Below are 18161 nucleotides of genomic sequence, written 5' to 3' on the forward strand. Positions count from 1 at the left end.
GATATGAGGTCTTACCCAAAATCGCCCAACTGCGTTGTAGCGGTGAGCGGCAATAAAATACTGCCGTCGTCGTTACGCTTTGCGGGAACAATTTTGCGCAAGTCCAGGTATCTGAGTCTGTTGAATGACGGTAATTTATGGCAATTGCAATAAGCTCAGTCAGCCTAGACTGAGCCTGAACGATACTCAACTAATTACAATAAGCTGGAGATAATCATGTCTGACCTCGACGCCGTCAAAGCCGAAACCCGTGTTTTTCCACCGCCTGCTGCATTTGCTGCCAATGCGACAATTTCTGGGATGGATGCCTATCAGGTGCTATGCGCTGAAGCCGCGCAGGACTATGAAGGTTTTTGGGCCAGACTGGCGCGAGAAAATCTCCACTGGCATACACCTTTCAATAAAGTATTAGATGAATCCGAAGCGCCATTTTATAAATGGTTTGAAGACGGTTTATTGAATGTGTCCTATAACTGTTTGGACGTGAATCTGCAGAACGGAAATGCCGATAAAGTTGCCGTGATTTTTGAGTCGGATGATGGTGATGTGACTAAAGTCACCTACAAAGAGCTACATCAAAAAGTTTGTCAATTTGCGAATGGTTTGAAGTCCCTTGGTATCAGTAAGGGTGATCGCGTCGTTATTTATATGCCGATGTCAGTCGAGGGCGTGGTCGCTATGCAAGCGTGCGCACGGATAGGCGCCACGCATTCGGTCGTGTTTGGTGGCTTCTCTGCGAAGTCGCTGCAGGAGCGGATTTTAGATGTGGGCGCGGTAGCCGTCATCACGGCAGACGAACAGGTGCGCGGCGGTAAGCACTTGCCGCTGAAAGTGATCGTCGATGAGGCACTTGCTCTGGGTGGTTGCGAGAAGGTCACAAATGTGGTGATCTACAAACGTACTGGCGGCAACGTGCCAGTGGTTGAAGGTCGCGATCTATGGATGCATGATCTGGTCGCAATTCAATCCGATGTGTGCGAGCCTGAATGGGTCAGCGCTGAGCATCCTTTATTTATTCTTTACACCTCAGGGTCGACTGGCAAACCGAAAGGTGTTCAGCATTCCTCCGGCGGCTATTTGCTGTGGGCGATTCTGACAATGAAATGGACCTTTGATCTTAAGCCAGACGATGTCTTCTGGTGTACTGCTGACATTGGCTGGGTCACTGGTCACACCTATATTACTTATGGGCCGTTAGCCGCAGGTGCTACTGAAATCGTCTTTGAAGGTATTCCTACCTTCCCGAATGCCGGTCGCTTTTGGGACATGATCCAAAAACATAAAGCCACGATTTTTTATACCGCACCAACAGCGATCCGCTCCTTGATTAAAGCGGCAGATGGTGACGAAAAAATTCATCCTAAACAATATGATCTGTCCTCCTTGCGTTTGTTGGGGTCAGTTGGTGAGCCAATCAATCCTGAAGCCTGGATGTGGTATTACAACCATATTGGCAACCAAAAATGTCCTATCGTCGATACTTTCTGGCAGACCGAAACTGGTGGTCACATGATGACGCCGTTGCCAGGAGCAACGCCCTTGGTGCCGGGGTCTTGCACCTTGCCATTGCCAGGGATTATGGCGGCGATTGTAGATGAAACAGGACATGATCTGCCTAACGGGCAGGGCGGCATTCTGGTGGTCAAACGTCCTTGGCCATCGATGATACGAACCATCTGGGGCGACCCTGAGCGGTTTAAGAAAAGTTATTTCCCGGAAGAGTTTGGCGGCACCATGTATCTTGCAGGCGATGGTGCGATTCGGAATAAAGAGTCCGGATATTTTACGATTACCGGCCGGATTGACGATGTGCTGAATGTCTCCGGACATCGCATGGGTACGATGGAGATTGAATCAGCTCTGGTCGCACATCCTCTAGTGGCAGAAGCCGCAGTCGTAGGCAAGCCGGACGATACTACTGGCGAAGCAATTTGTGCCTTTGTAGTCTTAAAACGTACTCGTCCGATTGGTGATGAAGCCAAACAAATTGCGACTGAGTTGCGTAACTGGGTTGCCAAAGAAATCGGCCCTATCGCAAAGCCAAAAGAAATCCGCTTCGGCGATAATTTACCCAAAACCCGTTCGGGTAAAATCATGCGTCGTTTGCTGCGCTTGTTGGCAAAAGGCGAAGAAATTACGCAAGATATTTCTACACTAGAAAATCCTGCAATTTTGGAGCAGTTGAAGCAGGCGCAATGATTTTACGTTCTTGATACTGGCGCTAAAAAGCTACAGTTATCAACGGCCATACAGCTCGATATTGATTGTCAATTTCCTAAAACAATTAGAAAAGCGCAAATTTATTCGGTTCAATTTGTATGGGTTTGAATAAGTTTGCGACAGATTAGGGCTGTCGTTACACACAGGCAGTTGTGTGGAGTGGCTGAGCAATATCTTGGGTTGCACTTTAGGTTTTTTTATATACTCCCATTTTAATTTTATTAAATGCTCTTATTCTCCAATGAATTATTGGGTGGTACATAAATACTGTAGCCAGTATATTGATTTTGTCTGCGTATTTTATCGTCGGTAGTTTCGTAATTAAGCGAAAATTAAGCAAAATAAATCGTTTAGATTGCTCAAGTTTTTTCTCAAATTTAAAACTGGGCAAAAAAAGAACAAACATATTTATTTCTTGATGGAATGTTCTAATATTAGTAACCATAACAAATAAAATTATTGCTGAAAAGAATTTCTCATAAGACAATACTAGCGCTAATGGGACAGCTACATCTTTGTTAGGCATAGGCTATTTTTTTGATTACCTTCAACGTAAAGGCAAGTATTTATGTCGCAATCACAATTTTCTTTGCTAGCTAAGGAGCGCACCATTGCTGGTAAAGGCTTCAATCGTTGGCTAGTACCGCCTGCGGCTTTGGCGATCCATCTTTGTATCGGTATGGCGTATGGTTTCTCTGTTTTTTGGTTGCCGCTTTCGAAAGCGATCGGTATCGATAAACCGCTTGCCTGTGCCAGTGATGTTGGTCTGTTGCAAGAGCTGTTTTCCAGCGATTGCGATTGGAAAATCTCTACTCTGACGTTGATGTATACCTTGTTCTTCATCTTCCTCGGCTCCTCCGCTGCTTTATTTGGTGGTTGGCTGGAACGTGCAGGCCCACGAAAAGCTGGTGTGGTTTCCGCATTGTGCTGGTGTGGTGGTCTGGTGATTTCCTCCTTTGGTGTGTACACGCATCAAGCCTGGCTGTTGTGGTTGGGCGGTGGTGTCATCGGTGGTATTGGCTTGGGTTTGGGCTATATTTCACCAGTATCGACGCTAATTAAATGGTTTCCGGACAAGCGTGGCATGGCAACTGGTATGGCGATCATGGGCTTTGGTGGCGGTGCTTTGATTGGATCACCATTAGCTGATTGGTTGATGCGTCATTTCGCAACACCTACCTCTGTCGGCGTATGGCAAACCTTTTTGGTCATGTCTGCGATTTATTTTGTATTTATGATGGCTGGTGCATTTGGTTACCGTGTACCCGCTTCTGGTTGGAAGCCAGCCGGTTGGACGCCTCCAGTACAAACGAACAATGCAATGATCACGAACAAACATGTTCACTTGAATAAGGCTTGGAAGACTAAGCAATTCTGGTTGATCTGGGCTGTTTTGTGCTTAAACGTGTCTGCTGGTATTGGTATCTTGGGTATGGCATCGCCTTTGCTGCAAGAAGTATTTGGCGGTAAATTGATTGGTGTCGATCTTGGCTTCAATGACTTAAATCCAGATCAAAAGAAACAGATTGCGACTATCGCAGCCGCATTTACTGGTTTGCTGTCCTTGTTTAACATCGGTGGTCGCTTCTTCTGGGCGTCGATTTCAGACTATATCGGTCGCAAAGGTACTTACTTCGTCTTCTTTGTACTTGGCTTCATTCTTTACGCATCGATTCCTACTGTTGCACATGCAGGTAGTCTGGCGTTGTTCGTATTATTTTTCTGCATTATCTTATCTATGTATGGTGGTGGTTTTGCCACTGTGCCAGCGTATTTGGCAGATATGTTCGGCTCGCAAATGGTTGGTGCTATCCACGGTCGTTTGCTGACTGCATGGTCAACTGCGGGTGTGCTCGGACCTTTGCTGATTACGTATATCCGCGAATACCAATTGGCGCATGGCGTAGCAAAAGCCCAGGCATATGACATCACCATGTACATCTTGGCGGGTATGTTAGTTCTCGGCTTTATTTGTAATTTATTAGTGCGCCCTGTTAAAGACAGTACTTTTATGACAGATGAAGAGCTGGCGACTGAACGCAAGCTGGCACATGATCGTGTTATCGCCAGCTCTACCGATGGCAGCGTCGTTGGAAAAGGCGGTTCGACTAGCCAAGCAACCGTATTGTTTGCCTGGGCAGCAGTAGGTATCCCATTAGCAATCGGTATTTGGATCACTTTGCAAAAAGCTGTTTTGTTATTTAAATAATAGATGAGCTTCTTGCAAAATACCCAAACCAGTAAAGTCGAGCATGGGTGTGGCCACTGTTGCGATTGGTTTTCTTGTTTGAAGCGGCACATGTGACATGAATTTGTGCCGGATTATCGTTTTATGGCGTGTCAATCCCTATGTGACCATCACTGCCCCTATGAACGTTGGGAAACGTTGTTTTTTTCGACTCTTTAAAAGCAAAGCTGTTACGTAAATAAACGCATCAACTGATCTGCGGTCAATACCAATAAACCAAACATCAAATGCGACATCACTTTTTCGCTACCACGCACCCGTACTGTCGTGCCACCAAATTCGTCTTTCAGCCTGCCATTGGTACGTTCAGCTTGCGTGCGTTCTTTATAACGCTGTTGTTCATGCGGGGCGAACGGTTTCTTCTCCCCGCCGCGTGCGTTGTGATCAATTAATGGCACGTGGCCAAGACTTTTGCTGTGTGCCCTTAACTCTTCACTGCAATACGCTGCATCCATCAAATCGTACAAATTCGTTACTCGTGCGGCCGTCATCGTTGCTAACGGCACCGCCGTTTGACTATCGTGCACCGAGGCGCTGGTCAATAGCGCACTGATGGCAACGCCGCAGTCAGCGGTGTCGATATGCAGCTTGTAGCCGTTCCAACTCACTTTATAACCTTGCGCATTGCATTTAGTGCCGCGGTCACACTCTTTGGGTAAAGCATTGACGATGCTCGGTAAAGTTTGCGTCAACTGCCAGCCTATCTTGGTCACTTTCTCTTCCTTTGGCGGCCTTATCTCGCCTTTCTTTGGCCGTCCACGGCGCTGCTTTTGGGCCTTTTCTACGGAAACAACTTTCATGTGTTTCTTCGGCTTCTCGCGCGCCGCAATCGCCGTGCCGTCACGGCTGATGTGTCCAATGAGGCTGTCGCCTAAATAACTCTTGATCAGCGCTTCGTGCACTTTCTCCGCTAATTTGGCTTGGGCAAATTCGCCAAAGGCGCGCGAAAAAGTGGCTTCATTCGGAACTTCTTTCCACATCTCAAAGCCGCACAGCCGTTTTAAACTGCGATCCATCGTCAATCGTTCTATTAAGGCCGCTGTTGTATTGAGCCCCAACACAGCTTTGGCGATGAAGGCGCTGGCCAATGCACCACGGTCATGCGGTTTGCGTCCTATCCCTTGCCATTGGTCCGACACAAATTCTTCGATGCGCACCCAGTCTAGTACATGAATCAATTTTTCCAGCTTCGGCGTCAGTGACCCGCATTGCTGTTTTATCTCCGGTAGCAAATCGTGTTGCAGTAAATTCCAGCGTTGCATTATCAGCAGGCGTTGTGTAGGATTCATAGCGGAGCGCAGATGGTTGTTTAGTCACTTTCATCTTGCCAGAAATGGCCGCTCCTTTCTCATCTATTTTGCGCTTCTCGCAATAAAATTACTCTCCGGTGTTTCGTTTTGCAAGAACCTCAGATGTAAGCAAAAAAAAGGTCGCCTCAGTGCGATCTTTTTTTTTGGCGTAGACTTAGAAAATATTACGAAATTTGGATTTCTATACTTATCGACTTTATTGATAATGTAGAAAAATTTAAGTTCTCAAAGCCCGTATTAAAGTCCCAATTTTTAAACTCCAAGTTTTCAAAAGCCACGTTTTCAAAGTTCAAACCGTTAGTAAAATGAAGAGCGCAATTATGAGCAAAAAAATAGTTCAAGTGTATGACCGTCCTGCTGGTGGCTGGGGTGCCTTAAAAAGTGTTGCTGAGCAGATTTTCCAGCAAGGTATTCCCGGTAAAGGCGCGCGTACTTTATTGTCGGCGAATCAGCCAGATGGCTTTGATTGCCCTGGTTGTGCATGGCCTGATCAAGACCATACATCGACGTTTGAGTTTTGTGAAAATGGTGCAAAAGCAGTCGCGGCAGAATCTACAGCGCGCCGCGCTACACCAGAGTTAATTTCCAAACATACAGTGCAGTGGCTAAGCGAACAAACCGATTTTTGGCTGGAGGGGCAGGGACGCTTAACGCAACCTATGCAATACGATCGTGCCACGGACAAATATCAGGTAATCGAATGGGCACAAGCATTTGATCTGATCGCTAAGCGCCTGAATGCGCTGGCATCACCTAACGATGCTATCTTTTATACATCAGGCCGCACCAGCAACGAGGCTGCATTCTTGTATCAGTTATTTGTACGCGAGTTTGGTACCAATAATTTCCCTGACTGCTCTAACATGTGCCACGAGCCTTCTGGCTTTGCAATGAAGGCTGCAATTGGTGTTGGCAAAGGCACCGTTCTGTTGTCAGATTTTGAAGTCGCAGATGCGATTTTAATTTTTGGACAAAATCCTGGCACTAATCATCCGCGCATGCTCGGTGAGTTGCGTGCGGCGTCTAAACGTGGCGCATCAATTGTTTCTTTTAATCCTTTGCGTGAACGTGGTTTAGAAAAATTCCAAAATCCGCAAAACATGGTGGAGATGATCGGAGATCAATCAACCTCAATTTCTTCCGATTATTTTCAGGTAAAAATTGGTGGCGATTTAGCCACGGTTAAAGGCATGATCAAATGCGTGCTGGAGGCTGATCTAGCAGCTCAACAAGCTGGTAAAGCGCGCATCATTGATCTTGATTTTATTGCCGAGCACACCGCTAACTTTGATAGCTTTGCTGCCGATGTCATGGCTGAGCCTTGGGATGTTGTGTTGCGTGAATCTGGTTTAGAGCGCGCACAAATCCAGCGTGCTGCTGATATTTATATCGGCGCAGGTAAAGTGATTGCCTGCTGGGGTATGGGTATCACTCAGCATAAACATTCTGTCGCCACAATACAGATGATCGTCAATCTGTTGCTACTACGCGGGAATATTGGGCGGCCTGGTGCTGGTCCTTGTCCTGTGCGTGGTCATAGCAATGTGCAAGGCGATCGCACAATGGGAATTTATGAGAAACCTAGTCCGGCATTTTTGGATCGGCTAGGACAGGTATTTGATTTTGTACCGCCACGTGAAGACGGTTACGACACCGTTGGTGCTATACAAGCGATGCTGGATGAATCAAATAAAGTGTTCTTCGCAATGGGCGGTAATTTTGCCACCGCTACACCTGATACCGACTTAACACATCGCGCTTTGCAAAATTGTGCTTTGACTGTACATGTAGCGACCAAGCTCAATCGTAGTCACTTGATTTGCGGACGTGAGGCCTTGATCTTGCCATGTCTTGGCCGTACCGAGATTGATATACAAGAGACTGGTCCGCAAGCAGTTAGTGTTGAGGATTCTATGAGTATGGTGCATCTGTCGTCCGGGATTAATGCGCCAGCCTCCAATAATTTGCTGTCAGAACCTATGATCGTGGCGCGCATGGCAGCAGCGACACTGAAGGGTCGTAGTAAAACTGATTGGATGTGGCTGGCAGCTGATTATGACCGTATTCGCGACAAAATTGCCGCGGTGTTTGATGATTTTGCTGATTTCAATAGCAAGGTAAAAGTGCCTGGTGGCTTCCATTTGCGTAACACTGCATCCGAGCGCAATTGGGTTACAGCGAATAAAAAAGCCAACTTTTACGCACATCCGGTACCGACGGATTTGCCAATACATCAGGCTCGCCAAAGTCGTACCTCCCCAGTATTTAATCTGGGTACCATGCGTTCACATGATCAGTACAACACCACAATCTATGGAATGAACGATCGTTACCGGGGTGTGTTTGGCGAGCGCAGAGTTTTGTTTATCAATAAAGAAGACATCGCAGAATTAGGGATGAAAGTCGGTGATTGGGTTGATCTGGAAAGCTTGTGTGACGACAAAATTCAGCGTCAGGCAAAACGTTTCATGCTCGTAGAATACAATATCCCACGTGGTTGCCTTGCCGCTTATTTCCCTGAAACTAATAATCTAATACCGTTATCCAGTTTTGCGGACTTCGCTCGGACACCGACTTCTAAATCGATCCCAGTGGTATTGACTCCACATACAGCTAGTCAAAATTCATCTGAGAGCAAGGCAGTAAGCAAGCCGCAGATGGCACCGGATGCTGTAAGTCACGCTTGATGGGTAATGATTTAAATGATGCTTCGCTCGCTGTTTCTGTTGATCTGATCGAAGCCTTATTGCTAGAGTTAGCTGCACAGAGCGAGCCAGTGTCACTGGCTCGTTTGAGTAAGCGTCTACGTGTGCGCCAAAGTAGCTTATTGCGTTGTATCGCTTATTTAGGTGACCAGGTCATAGGTACGCAAGCTGGCCCAGGTTTAGTTCAGGTTCAGCAAATCGATGACCGTACTCTCTGCTCTTTGACCGAAAAAGGTCGTATGGCTTGTGCGCCGCAGGAATAAACTAGACATAAAAGTATGAGCCAAGAAATTGAGCATGCCTATCGCGAAATGTCGGTCTTGCGCCATAGCGCAAATCAGAACGATAGTCCGGTGTTACCTACGCCGGACCAGTTGGCAGAAGAAATCCCCATCGCCTTAGTCTTCAACGGTATCTCACATGCGGTGATGATGGCTACGCCTTTGGATCTGGAAGACTTTGCTGTCGGTTTCAGCCTAGCCGAACAAATCATTGATCACGCCAGTCAGATTTACGATATCGAATGCGTTAATAATGACGCGGTGGGTCAATCGGCAAATACTGTTGGCGTAGAAGTGCGAATGACCATCGCCAGTGAATGCTTTGTCCGTCTCAAAGAAAAACGGCGCAGCCTGATCGGCAAGACTGGCTGCGGCGTATGCGGTTTAGAAAGTCTGAATGCGCTCGATCTTAATATACCGACCCTCGTGCCGGTTCTCATGCCTATCGTCGTGCCAGCCCTTATGCCTGGCAATGCGTCTGCCAGCAATGGCGATGTTCAACCGGAAACTCGTTTAGATAAGCAAGCTTTGCTGAAGGCTTTCGACTCACTAAAAAGTAAGCAACCCATCAATGCCATCACCGGTGCCATGCATGCCGCCGCCTGGGTAGACATGACGGGGGCAATCCAGCTGGTAAGAGAGGATGTCGGGCGCCACAATGCCCTGGATAAATTGGTTGGTGCGTTAGCTATTGATGCCAAGCTTAACTCAAAAGGTAAATCAATCCGGCAACCCGGTTTTGCCATCATGAGTAGTCGTGCCAGTTATGAATTAGTGCAAAAATCTGCACGCGCCAATATCGCTATTCTCGCCACAATTTCTGCTCCAACAGCATTGGCAGTGCGGCTCGCTGAGCAGGCCGGGATGTGTCTTATAGGATTCGTCAGGCAGAAAAATTTTGTCGTGTATTCGCATCCCGAAAGATTGTTACTGACTGAGCATGCCGAATAAATAGCAAACACATAGCAGTTTTGACCAAATTTGCGCAGGTTTTTGAGTGTTAAGAACGATATAATAGAGAGAATATTTGTCCAGACACATTCTAAAGGCGTTTCGCTGATTGCTTTCTCAGCACGCGCTCTTATTGATATTTCCAGCGACATTCTCAGCTAGATTTCAAATTACATTCAAATCCCTCCAACTTAGTCTCTTACGATCAATCATTTATGCAATACGCCTCAACTCGCGGACATCCCGCAAGCCCCTATTTTTCTGAAATCCTGTTAGGCGGTCTGGCTCCTGATGGCGGTCTATATCTGCCTAAAAGCTATCCTCAAGTCACTGGCGATGAACTCAATGTTTGGCGCAAGTTGTCTTACGCTGATCTGGCATTTGCCGTACTCAAAAAATTTGCCACTGATATTCCAGAGGATGATCTCAAAGCGATTACTGACAAAACGTATACTGCCGATGTTTACCGCAATGTCCGCGACGGCGAAGACGCCAGCCAGATCACACCTTTGCGTGTGTTGGAAGACAAGGACGGTCGCAAACTATTGTTACAAGCCTTATCAAATGGGCCGACTCTGGCTTTTAAGGACATGGCAATGCAATTGCTGGGCAATTTGTTTGAATACACGCTGACAAAAAAAGAGGCTGAGTTAAATATTTTTGGTGCGACCTCGGGTGACACTGGCAGTGCGGCGGAATATGCGATGCGTGGCAAAAAAGGCATACGGGTTTTTATGTTATCGCCGCATAAAAAAATGAGTGCTTTTCAGACTGCGCAAATGTTCAGCCTGCAAGATCCAAATATTTTTAACATCGCTGTCGAAGGTGTTTTTGATGATTGCCAGGACATGGTTAAGGCAGTTTCTAACGATCTTGAATACAAAGCCCGTCAAAAAATCGGTACCGTCAATTCCATCAATTGGGCGCGTGTTGTTGCCCAGGTGGTGTATTACTTCCGCGGTTATTTGAGCGCCACTAGCAGTAATGATCAAAAGGTGTCGTTCACAGTTCCGTCGGGTAATTTCGGCAATATCTGCGCCGGTCACATCGCCCGTATGATGGGCTTGCCGATTGCCAAATTAGTTGTGGCGACCAATGAAAACGATGTGCTTGATGAGTTCTTCCGCACAGGCATATACCGCGTGCGTAAATCGGCAGAAACCTGGCATACCACCAGCCCGTCAATGGACATTTCCAAAGCCTCCAATTTTGAACGCTTTATTCATGATCTGTTAGACGGCGACAGTACCCGTTTAGCAGCCTTATTCCATAAAGTAGAAACACAAGGCGGATTCGATTTGTCCGGTAATCCGGGCAGTGATGGCGATGAATTTAAAAAGATTGCGCGCTTTGGTTTCGAGTCAGGCAAATCCGTTCATGCTGATCGCCTGACTACCATACGTCAGGTAGAAAAAAATTACGGCATCACGGTAGATACGCACACCGCAGATGGCATCAAGGTCGCTCTTGAACGTATAGAGCCAGGCATCCCGATGATCGTATTAGAAACCGCCTTGCCAGCGAAGTTTAACGAGACGATACAAGAAGTATTAGGGCGCGATGCAGAGCGTCCAGCCGGGTTCGAAAATATCGAGGCTTTGCCGCAGCGATTTGAGGTAATGACAACCGATATTGAAAAAATGAAAGCCTATATCGCAGGTCATACAGGTTTGTAGAGCCTGTTGTTTTCATCCATAAAAAATCCAGAGATATTATTCAACATCTCTGGATTTTTTATGGGTAATTTTTGCATCCTCCAGTATATATGCGGCCTCTGGCACGATATTGGCCTAAGAGCCGCAGAATCATTGGACGATCTAAATTTGGATTTTTATTGATAAATTCTGATTCAGCTCGCAAACAAAACGCGAGTACGCTCTAGCAAACGTGCGCCAAACACATTGATCAGCAAGCCACACATCACGATCAGCGCCCCCACAATTTGCAAAGGCCGTAATGCCTCACCAAGCAAAATCCAGGCGGCAGTCAAACCAATAACAGGCACCATTAAGGTCAGCGGCGCCACCATATGCGTCGGCAGACTGGACAATAAGCGACCCCACAAGGTGTAGCCAATCAGCGTTGCTGCCAGCGCCAGATACACGATCGTCAAAGCAGAAGACAGACTCATATTGCTTAGGCTATGCGCAATCACATCGGGACCTTCAAAAATGAGCGACAGCAAGGCGAAGGGAATAATCGGGATCAAAGCGCTCCACGACACCAGACTTAATACCGCGGTCGGGCCAATTTTTTTATTGATCACATTGCCGCTGGCCCAAGAGAAAGCAGCGCAGATCGTCAGCACAAAACCCAACAAACTCACCTGACTGCCAGAACTTGCAATACTAGCGCTACCAAGAAGTATCAACCCCGCACTAGCGATCAACATACCAATCAAATTGCTGGCGCGCAGCTTGTCACCAAACACGATGGCAGACAGACCGACCGTAAAAAATGCCTGCGCCTGTAGCACCAGCGAGGCTAATCCAGCAGGCATGCCAACTGCCATGGCCGAGAACAAAAAAGCAAACTGACCAAGGCTAATGGTCAAAGCGTAAGCCACCAGCAATTTAAACGGCACCTTAGGTCGTGGCAAAAATAAAATCGCAGGAAAGGCCACCAGCATAAAACGCAGTGCGCCCATCAAAAATGGCGGAATCCCTTTCAAACCAATCTTAATCACGACAAAATTCATTCCCCATAAACAGACAACAATCAATGCTGTTATTAAATGACGAGTGGTGAGGACGTTTTTAGACATGAAAATAGATCTGCATGGAGTGAATAGGAAGTCGTCTTGACCAGAGCTTACAATAAAGCCATCGATCAGTTAACGGGTCTGTGTACACGTTCTTGTGAGGCTGGATATTTGGTCAATTTATTCGCTGGTCGGATTGGTCTGGCGACCAGATTACCTCCGCAATTGGGGCAGATATTCTGGTACACCTGATCAGCACAGTTTGCACAAAATGTGCATTCAAAAGTGCAGATACGAGCCTGCTGGGAATCGTGAGGTAAATCACAATCGCAATGCTCGCAGTTAGGACGAAGTTGTAGCATGTTTTTTCTGATGGATGTGCTTAAGGTGAAAGTAGAATATCACGCATAGTTCAAAAAAACTGATCATAATACTTGTCCGATCAAGCCCTGTTCATTGAACAAATTATTGAAGACTATGCGCCAGCAAATCCGAGACGAAATTTTGTCTATTTCCCCTTTCGACGCTTTGGAGCGTGATGATATTTCTCGTTGCCTGACATGGATAGACTCCGGCGTTGAATTATGCAGAGTAATAAAACCGGCCACACCTCCAATGCACCTAGTGTCTTATTTTGTCGTAATAGATGATGGGTATGTCCTGCTGGTTGACCATCGGAACGCCAAGCTATGGCTACCGCCTGGCGGCCACGTAGAACAAGGTGAACACCCTCGCGTTACGGTTGGTCGAGAATTGGAGGAGGAGCTAGGTTTTGTCGCGTCGCATCCAATTGAGGCCCCTCTATTTGTGACTATAACTGCGACTGTCGGGCTTACTGCTGGACACACAGATGTCTCGTTATGGTACGTACTTCGTGCCAGCCGGCATCAAAACATTAAATTTGACGAACGGGAATTTGAGGGCATTTGTTGGTTTCCGTTTAACGAAGTTCCGTTTGAGCGTGCAGACCCGCATATGAAACGATTCCTGGCCAAATTGGCGATTAGCGAGAAAGTTTAGTCAAGGGCTCACGTGATATCTTCCAATACTGCAGCTAACCAAACATTCATCATAAGGTCGGCACATATTATCAATCTTATTTGCCCGCTTTAATCGTATTTCAGTGTGCGTGATGCTATGGCTGCTCGGCAAAATTGTCTCCATGTTCCGGCTTAGATCGACTGTTTTGTACGCCCATCGTCTATACGTCGCTGTTGTTTGTATTGGTTGAATAGACCGACGGTATCAACCAATACTCTGACTATGTTTCTTTTCGATTCCCGGAACATTCTCTCGCTTGTAAAATATCATTAACTAAACCGGAATCTATCCCACATAACCGAAAAAACATAAACCATGTTTTCCCATATCTCCATCGGCATCACCGACTTCCCAAAAGCATTGGCGTTTTATTCTGCGTTGTTGGATGTACTGGCGTTGCAATTAAAATTCTGTGATCACGACAAACCTTGGGCTGGTTGGATGTCTCCGCTTGCTGCTCGTCCTTTGTTGGTAATCGGCCGACCTTTTAATGGTGAAGTTGCTACTCCGGGTAATGGGCAGATGACTGCTTTATTGGCTTCAGACCGCGCTACAGTTGATCGTGCTTATCAAGTCGCTTTGGCGTCTGGCGGTCGTTGTGAAGGTGCTCCTGGCTTGCGGCCTGAATATCATCCCAATTACTACGGCGCTTATTTCCGTGATCCAGACGGCAATAAGCTGTGTGTTTGTTGTCACGAGCCTTTGTAGGTAGTTATAAATTGTCACCGCTCAAACACAAGGCCAGTATTAAGTAATTTCCGACATTGTTGTAGTCCGCTATTGACAGCCACGCGCATCGTCGCCTACATTAGTGGCATGTATTCCGCAAAAACTCATTCTCTACTAGCTTTATCGCACGGCGCCGGCACTCTGCTAGCGCTGCTGCTACTGGCTGCGCTACTACTAAGCGTTGCTCAGTAATTCTCCCTAGCTGTTGTTGTATCCCTCGGTGCTGCTGCACCAAATCCAAACAAAATAGTCCGACGTTGTAGAAAGCTGGCATATGCACTTTAAGTCCATACTCGTAACGCTCATCTCTGGCGATGTCATCGCTGTGATGATCTTTGCGCGTGCGCTAGCTCTGCTACCACTACCGATCGGTTACCTGGCCTAGTGTTCCGTGGCCGTCAGGTAGCCTGGTGCCACAACAGATTCTCCCCCGATTCAAGATTTTTGCTTCACCCAAATTCACCCGCATTGACCAAAATAGGACTCATCATGATGTTGACTAATCCAGCAGCGAAGTACCGCGCCTTCCCACCTGTGCAATTGACTAACCGTACCTGGCCTGACAAGGTCATTACCCATCCGCCGATTTGGATGAGTACAGATTTGCGCGATGGTAACCAGGCTTTGATCGAGCCGATGAGTCCTGAGAAAAAATTGCGATTCTTCGAGATGCTGGTGCAGATCGGTTTGAAAGAAATTGAAGTCGGCTTTCCATCCGCATCACAAACGGATTTTGATTTTGTCCGCAAGCTGATTGATGAAAATCGTATTCCCGATGATGTCACGATCATTGTTTTGACCCAGTCGCGTGATGAGTTAATCCGTCGTACTGTGGAGTCAGTTGTCGGCGCCAAACAGGCGATTGTGCATTTGTATAATTCCATCGCACCAGCCTTCCGCCGTATCGTTTTTGGTATGTCGCGTGAAGAGATTAAAGCCATCGCCGTCAACGGCACCAAGCTCGTTAAAGAACTGGTCGCACAACATCCGGAGACCAAATGGGGTTTTGAATATTCGCCAGAATCCTTTAGCCTCACTGAACTCGATTTCTCAAAAAATGTGTGCGATGCCGTGTCGGAGGTCTGGCAACCAACACCGTATAACAAAATGATTTTTAACTTGCCATCCACTGTTGAGTCAAGTACGCCCAATGTGTATGCCGATCAGATCGAATGGATGCATCGCAAATTGGCGCGTCGCGATTCCATCATCATCAGTGTGCATCCACACAATGATCGCGGCACGGCAGTTGCCTCGGCCGAGCTGGCCGTGATGGCGGGAGCGGATCGGGTTGAAGGCTGTTTGTTTGGTAATGGCGAGCGTACCGGCAATGTTGATTTGGTGACTTTGGCATTGAACCTTTACACCCAGGGCGTGCATCCAGGTCTCGATTTTTCTGATATTGATATGGTGCGTCAATGCGTCGAAGACTGTAATCAATTGCCGGTGCATCCACGTCATCCTTATGTCGGCGATCTGGTATTTACTGCTTTCTCGGGCTCACATCAGGATGCGATCAAAAAAGGTTTTGCCCAACAAAAACCAGATGCGATTTGGGAAGTGCCGTATTTGCCGATTGACCCTGCGGATTTGGGTCGCAGCTACGATGCAGTGATCCGTGTTAATAGTCAGTCAGGTAAGGGTGGGGTTGCCTATTTGCTGGAGCAAGATTACGGATTGTCTTTGCCACGTCGTTTGCAAATTGAATTTAGCCGCGTCGTACAAGCAGTAACCGACACCAGCGGAAAAGAAATTGTTGCCAGTGATATCTATGCCGTGTTCAAAAAAGAATATCTGGATCAGTTGGCGCCGTATGCTTATGTTGGTCATCGCATGAGCGAAGACACAGCCCAAGCCGAATCGGTGCAGATTGAAGTCGATATTACACATCATGGCAAGAAAAAAACCTTGAAAGGTCATGGCAATGGCCCGATTGATGCCTTTGTAAATGCAATAGGTATCGACATCAAATTGATGGACTATCACGAGCACGCAATTACCTCGGGTGCTGACGCTCAAGCGGCCTGTTATGTGGAATTACGGGTAGAGCAGGGCGCAACTCAGTTCGGTGTCGCGCTGGATGGCAATATCGTCAGAGCGTCTTTTAAAGCGGTGATTGGTGCGATCAATCGTAGTGTGAACATCAGCAACAAAGTGACAGCAATTGTCGCGGATAAAGATCAGCCCATCGCTATCAGTAAGGCAGCGTAGAGTTGCGTAGGCGTACACGGGATACATAACCGGCATGTAAGCGGTTTTGATCCTCACCGGCCACAGTTTGTGCGCTGCACATCGCTATGATGCAGCGCCAAATGGTGTGGAAGGCTACAATGTTGAGCAAATTACTCAACACTCTTTCGTACTATTTCCGCGATGACCGACAAGGCTATGACTGAAAAAAACCGATGCTCAGCGTCGCCCAAGCACTTGATTTTTTATTGAGTGCAGCGCGACCTGTGACTGAGACTGAAATTGTCTCCACGCTAGAGGCCAATGGTCGCGTGCTGGCGCAGGCACAAAGTTCCTTACTGCATGTGCCGCCGATGGACAATACCCAAATGGACGGATATGCCGTGCGCGCTGCCGATTGCGTCGGTGGCACTGCGCAACTGCGCGTGACCCAACGTATTCCTGCAGGGCATATCGGACAAGCGCTGACTGCCGGGACTGCGGCCAGGATTTTTACTGGCGCGATGATACCTAATGGTGCCGACGCCGTTGTCATGCAAGAGCAATGCAGTCTGGATGGCGACATCGTGACAGTGGCGCATGCGCCTAAGTCGGGAGAATGGATACGTCGGCAAGGTGAGGACATTCAATCTGGTGCGATGATTTTGCAGGCCGGTACTCGTCTGCGCGCGCAAGAACTTGGCTTAGCGGCCTCAGTCGGTCTGGCAACCTTGCCTGTGGTGCGCAAACTCAGGGTCGCAATATTTTTTACTGGCGATGAGCTGGCAATGCCAGGCGAAGTCTTAAAGCCCGGCGCGATCTACAATTCCAACCGCTTTACCTTGACCGGCCTGTTGCAAAACATGGGCTGCGAGATCACCGATTACGGCATCGTGCCTGATAATTTGCAATCGACCCGCGACACCCTAAGGCTGGCCGCACAAACGCATGATCTGATCATTACTTCTGGTGGTGTCTCAGTCGGTGAAGAAGATCATATCAAGCCCGCAGTAGAGGCAGAAGGTCGCCTCAATATGTGGCAGATCGCGGTCAAACCCGGCAAGCCACTGGCTTTTGGTGAAGTCCAATCAGCCTTCTTCTTAGGTTTGCCTGGCAATCCGGTCTCCAGCTTTGTCACGTTTTTATTATTTGTGCGGCCGTTTATTTTGGCGATGCAGGGCGTGACTGATATCGCAACAAATATTGCGCCGCAATCGTATAGGATGCGCGCCGATTTTGATTGGCCCAAACCGGATCGCCGCAACGAATTTTTACGCGTTAAACTGAATCAGTCAGACGGGCTGGATCTGTTTACCAACCAAAGCTCAGGCGTACTTACCTCGACCGTTTGGGGCGACGGTTTGATCGACGTGGCGGCAGGGCAGGCGATTGCGAAAGGGGATTTGGTACGCTTTATCCCATTTACCAGTTTGATGTCGTAATACGGTCGGTGGCGCAATTCATAATGCAATGAACGCCGTCGCTTTCAGCGTCAATTTTTTCTCCAGTTAGTCATCCCATAAGTTAAGCAGTTTTAGCTATTTTATGAAAATTCAATTACGTTTTTTTGCCAGCATCCGCGAAGCACTTAATACCTCGGAAGAGACGGTCAATTTACCCGCAGAAGTTAAAACCATCGGCGATGTCCGTCACTGGTTAACCGCTCGCGGTGATGTTTGGGCCGACGCTCTGGCTGAAGGCCGTGCCTTGCGCATGGCCTACGACCAGCAGTTGACAGATGCCGATACCTTGATCGAAGACGGTGGCGAGGTCGCGTTTTTCCCCCCTGTGACTGGCGGTTGATCG

15 protein-coding genes are annotated in these 18161 nt (G+C 47.6%); 11 read left to right on the forward strand and 4 right to left on the reverse strand.

Features of this window, described 5'->3' with window-relative positions:
* Window positions 1-216: 216 nt before the first annotated feature.
* Entirely contained in the window at window positions 217-2199 is a 1983-nt protein-coding gene (acs, locus tag RGU72_RS05610; protein WP_322118793.1) for an acetate--CoA ligase, read from the forward strand.
* 208 nt (window positions 2200-2407) lie between these two features.
* Here acs and RGU72_RS05615 read toward each other — a convergent pair whose 3' ends face one another.
* A complete protein-coding gene (locus tag RGU72_RS05615) occupies window positions 2408-2746 on the reverse strand; it encodes a hypothetical protein (RefSeq protein WP_322118794.1) in 339 nt (112 codons plus the stop codon).
* Between the two features lie 42 nt (window positions 2747-2788).
* Between RGU72_RS05615 and RGU72_RS05620 the strand changes: the two genes are divergently transcribed.
* Window positions 2789-4429 carry an OFA family MFS transporter gene (locus tag RGU72_RS05620; RefSeq protein WP_322118795.1) on the forward strand — a complete coding sequence of 547 codons (1641 nt, stop codon included), beginning with the start codon at window positions 2789-2791 and terminating at the stop codon, window positions 4427-4429.
* Window positions 4430-4638: 209 nt separating this feature from the next.
* Here the strand turns inward: RGU72_RS05620 and RGU72_RS05625 are convergent, their stop codons facing one another.
* Complete coding sequence (locus RGU72_RS05625; RefSeq protein WP_322117783.1) at window positions 4639-5757, reverse strand: transposase; 1119 nt, start codon at window positions 5755-5757, stop codon at window positions 4639-4641.
* A gap of 341 nt (window positions 5758-6098) precedes the next feature.
* Here RGU72_RS05625 and RGU72_RS05630 point away from each other — a divergent pair, with 341 nt between their 5' ends.
* The 4 genes from RGU72_RS05630 (at window position 6099) to thrC (ending at window position 11391) form a co-directional block, all read left to right on the forward strand.
* On the forward strand, window positions 6099-8465 hold the full coding sequence (locus tag RGU72_RS05630; protein ID WP_322118796.1) for an FdhF/YdeP family oxidoreductase: 2367 nt from the start codon (window positions 6099-6101) through the stop codon (window positions 8463-8465).
* Window positions 8465-8746, forward strand: a complete 282-nt coding sequence (locus RGU72_RS05635; protein WP_322118797.1) for a hypothetical protein — start codon at window positions 8465-8467, stop codon at window positions 8744-8746. Before RGU72_RS05630 ends, RGU72_RS05635 begins: the two co-directional genes overlap by 1 nt.
* A 15-nt stretch (window positions 8747-8761) precedes the next feature.
* Window positions 8762-9715 carry a formate dehydrogenase accessory sulfurtransferase FdhD gene (locus RGU72_RS05640; RefSeq protein WP_322118798.1) on the forward strand — a complete coding sequence of 318 codons (954 nt, stop codon included), beginning with the start codon at window positions 8762-8764 and terminating at the stop codon, window positions 9713-9715.
* Window positions 9716-9930: 215 nt separating this feature from the next.
* Window positions 9931-11391 (forward strand): threonine synthase, encoded by a 1461-nt coding sequence (thrC, locus tag RGU72_RS05645; RefSeq protein WP_322118799.1) that lies wholly within the window; start codon window positions 9931-9933, stop codon window positions 11389-11391.
* Window positions 11392-11564: 173 nt separating this feature from the next.
* On the opposite strand, the gene RGU72_RS05650 is transcribed toward thrC, so the two are convergent.
* On the reverse strand, window positions 11565-12479 hold the full coding sequence (locus RGU72_RS05650; RefSeq protein ID WP_322118800.1) for an EamA family transporter: 915 nt from the start codon (window positions 12477-12479) through the stop codon (window positions 11565-11567).
* Window positions 12480-12544: 65 nt separating this feature from the next.
* The gene (locus RGU72_RS05655) at window positions 12545-12778 is read right to left on the reverse strand and encodes a DUF1272 domain-containing protein (protein ID WP_322118801.1); all 234 of its coding nucleotides are present in this window, start codon (window positions 12776-12778) and stop codon (window positions 12545-12547) included.
* Between the two features lie 253 nt (window positions 12779-13031).
* On the opposite strand from RGU72_RS05655, the gene RGU72_RS05660 reads away from it, so the two are divergent.
* From RGU72_RS05660 to moaD, 5 genes are all read left to right on the forward strand, one after another.
* On the forward strand, window positions 13032-13436 hold the full coding sequence (locus RGU72_RS05660; RefSeq protein WP_322118802.1) for an NUDIX hydrolase: 405 nt from the start codon (window positions 13032-13034) through the stop codon (window positions 13434-13436).
* Between the two features lie 336 nt (window positions 13437-13772).
* Window positions 13773-14165: a VOC family protein gene (locus RGU72_RS05665; protein WP_322118803.1), complete on the forward strand. Its 393-nt coding sequence runs from the start codon at window positions 13773-13775 to the stop codon at window positions 14163-14165.
* Between the two features lie 510 nt (window positions 14166-14675).
* Window positions 14676-16397 carry a 2-isopropylmalate synthase gene (gene leuA / locus RGU72_RS05670; protein ID WP_322118804.1) on the forward strand — a complete coding sequence of 574 codons (1722 nt, stop codon included), beginning with the start codon at window positions 14676-14678 and terminating at the stop codon, window positions 16395-16397.
* Window positions 16398-16591: 194 nt separating this feature from the next.
* Window positions 16592-17797 (forward strand): gephyrin-like molybdotransferase Glp, encoded by a 1206-nt coding sequence (glp, locus tag RGU72_RS05675; protein WP_322118805.1) that lies wholly within the window; start codon window positions 16592-16594, stop codon window positions 17795-17797.
* A gap of 103 nt (window positions 17798-17900) precedes the next feature.
* The gene (gene moaD / locus RGU72_RS05680) at window positions 17901-18158 is read left to right on the forward strand and encodes a molybdopterin converting factor subunit 1 (protein ID WP_322118806.1); all 258 of its coding nucleotides are present in this window, start codon (window positions 17901-17903) and stop codon (window positions 18156-18158) included.
* Window positions 18159-18161: the final 3 nt, after the last annotated feature.

It is taken from the genome of Undibacterium sp. 5I1 (assembly GCF_034314085.1).
GTDB lineage: Bacteria > Pseudomonadota > Gammaproteobacteria > Burkholderiales > Burkholderiaceae_D > Undibacterium.